Annotated in this window: 1 protein-coding gene; it reads left to right on the top strand. The window is 77.4% G+C overall.

What is annotated here, in order from left to right; all coding sequences use genetic code 11:
• Positions 1-2,266 (top strand): condensation domain-containing protein (locus tag ACIF6F_RS37940; protein ID WP_399958615.1); only part of this gene is annotated, 2,266 nt, incomplete at both ends.

Raw genomic sequence — 2,266 nt, 5'->3', positions numbered from 1 at the left:
CTGGGACACCCACGGCACCCTCCACTACACCGGACGCACCGACACCCAGATCAAGATCCGCGGCTTCCGCGTCGAACCCGGCGAGATCGAGGGCGCCCTGCTCTCCCTCCCCGGTGTGCAGCAGGCGGCCGTCACGGCCCGCGAGGTCCGGCCGGGCGACCGGCAGCTCGTCGCGTACGCCGTCACCGAGGAGGAGGGCACGGCCGTCCGGGAGCGGCTGCGGGCCCTGCTGCCCCAGCACATGGTCCCGGCACAGGTGGTCGTGATGGACCGGCTGCCGCTGACCGCGAACGGCAAGCTCGACACCCGCGCCCTCCCGGCGCCGGTCCCGGCGGCCGGCGGGCCCGGCCGGGGCGCCCGCACCCCGCTGGAGGAGATCGTCTGCGGGCTGTTCACGGAGCTGCTGGCCACACCCGGGCCGGTGTCGGCGGAGGACGACTTCTTCGCGCTGGGCGGGCACTCCCTGCTCGCCGCCCGGCTCACGAGCAGGCTCGGCGCCGCGCTCGGCGGGCTCCGGCTGACGATCCGCGACCTCTTCGCCCACCCCACCCCGGCCGCCCTGGCCCGGCACGTCGCCGCGCGGCGCGGAGCGCGGGAGCTGCCCGCACTGACGGGCGGGCAGCCGGTGCCGGAGCTGCTGCCGCTCTCCCCCGCACAGCGCCGGCTGTGGCTGGTGTCCGACCTGGAGCGGGGCGGCACGGCGTACAACGTGCCGCTGCGGGTGCGGCTTGAGGGCGACCTCGACGTGGCAGCCCTGCGCGCCGCCTTCGACGACCTGGCCGCCCGGCACGAGCCGCTGCGCACCGTCTTCCCTCAGGTGGACGGCGAGCCGTACCAGCGGGTGCTCGCCCCGGCCGAGGCCCCGGTCGCCTTCGAGGTGCGGGCCGTCGGGGCGGGGGCCGGCGTGGGGAACGGGCTCGGGGCCGGGGCCGGAGACGGGGACGGGGGCGCCGCGGAGGCGGTACGGGCCGCCGCCGGGCACGCCTTCGACCTGGCCGCCGAGACCCCGCTGCGGGTCACGCTGCTGGACCTCGGCGGGGGCTCGTACGAGCTGATGGTGGTGCTGCACCACATCGCGACGGACGGCCAGTCCCTGCGGCCGCTCTTCGGCGACCTGGCGACGGCCTACGCGGCGCGGCGGTCGGGCCGGGCGCCTGAATGGGAGCCCCTGCCGGTGCGGTACGCGGACTACACGCTGTGGCAGCGGCGGGCGCTGGGCGATCCGGCGGACCCGGAGAGCCTGCTGGCCGCCGAGCTGGCGCACTGGCGGGAGGCCCTGGCCGGGCTGCCGGAGGAGCTGGGGCTGGTCCTGGACCGGCCACGCCCCGCGGTGGCCGGGCAGGCGGGCGGGGTGGTGCCGGTGGACCTCGGGCCGGAGCTGCTGGCGCGGGTGCGGGAGCTGGCGCGGGCCGAGCGGTGCACGCCGTTCATGGTGGTGCACGCGGCGCTCGCGGCGACGCTGACGCGGCTCGGTGCCGGTACGGACATCCCCCTCGGCGCACCGGTGGCGGGGCGTTCCGACGAGGCGCTGGCCGGTCTGGTCGGGTTCTTCGTGAACACCCTGGTGCTGCGGGCCGACACCTCGGGCGACCCGACCTTCCGGGAGCTGCTGGCGCGGGTGCGGGCCGCCGATCTGGACGCCTTCGCCCACCAGGAGGCGCCGTTCGACCTGGTGCTGGAGGCGGTGAACCCGGCGCGTTCGCTGGCCCGGCACCCGCTGTTCCAGGTGTGCCTGGCGCTGGAGGAGGGTCCGGAGGCCCCGGTGGAGCTGGCGGGGGTGCGGGTCGCCGAGTCGGGCGCCGTGTCCGGCGGTTCGGTCAAGTTCGACCTGGAGTTCCTGCTGCGGGGCGACGACGGAGCCGGGCTGTGCGGGTCGGTGCTGTACCGGTCCGACCTCTTCGACCGGTCGACGGTGGAGCGGATGGTGGCGGTGCTGGGCCGGGTGCTGGCCCAGGCGGTGGCCGAACCCGGGCTGCCGATCGGCGCGTTCGAGGTGCTGGACGACGCCGGGCGGGGCCGGGTGCTGGAGGAGTGGAGCGGGCGGGCGGCCCGCGGGGACGCGCCCGGCGGGGACGGGACGCTGGGTGGCCTGTTCGAGCGGCAGGCCCGGCTCCGTCCCGGCGCCGCGGCGCTGGTGTACGAGGGCGAGGTGGTCCCGTACGGGGAGCTGAACGCCCGCGCGAACCGGCTGGCCCGCCACCTGCGGGCCCAGGGCCTGGGGCGGGGCGACCTGGCCGGCGTACTCCTGGACCGCGGCATCGAGTTC

The sequence above is a fragment of the Streptomyces sp. NPDC086023 genome, from assembly GCF_044540325.1.
GTDB lineage: Bacteria > Actinomycetota > Actinomycetes > Streptomycetales > Streptomycetaceae > Streptomyces.
The sequence above is the reverse complement of the archived record's forward strand: the minus strand, read 5'-3'. Positions and strand labels throughout refer to the sequence as shown.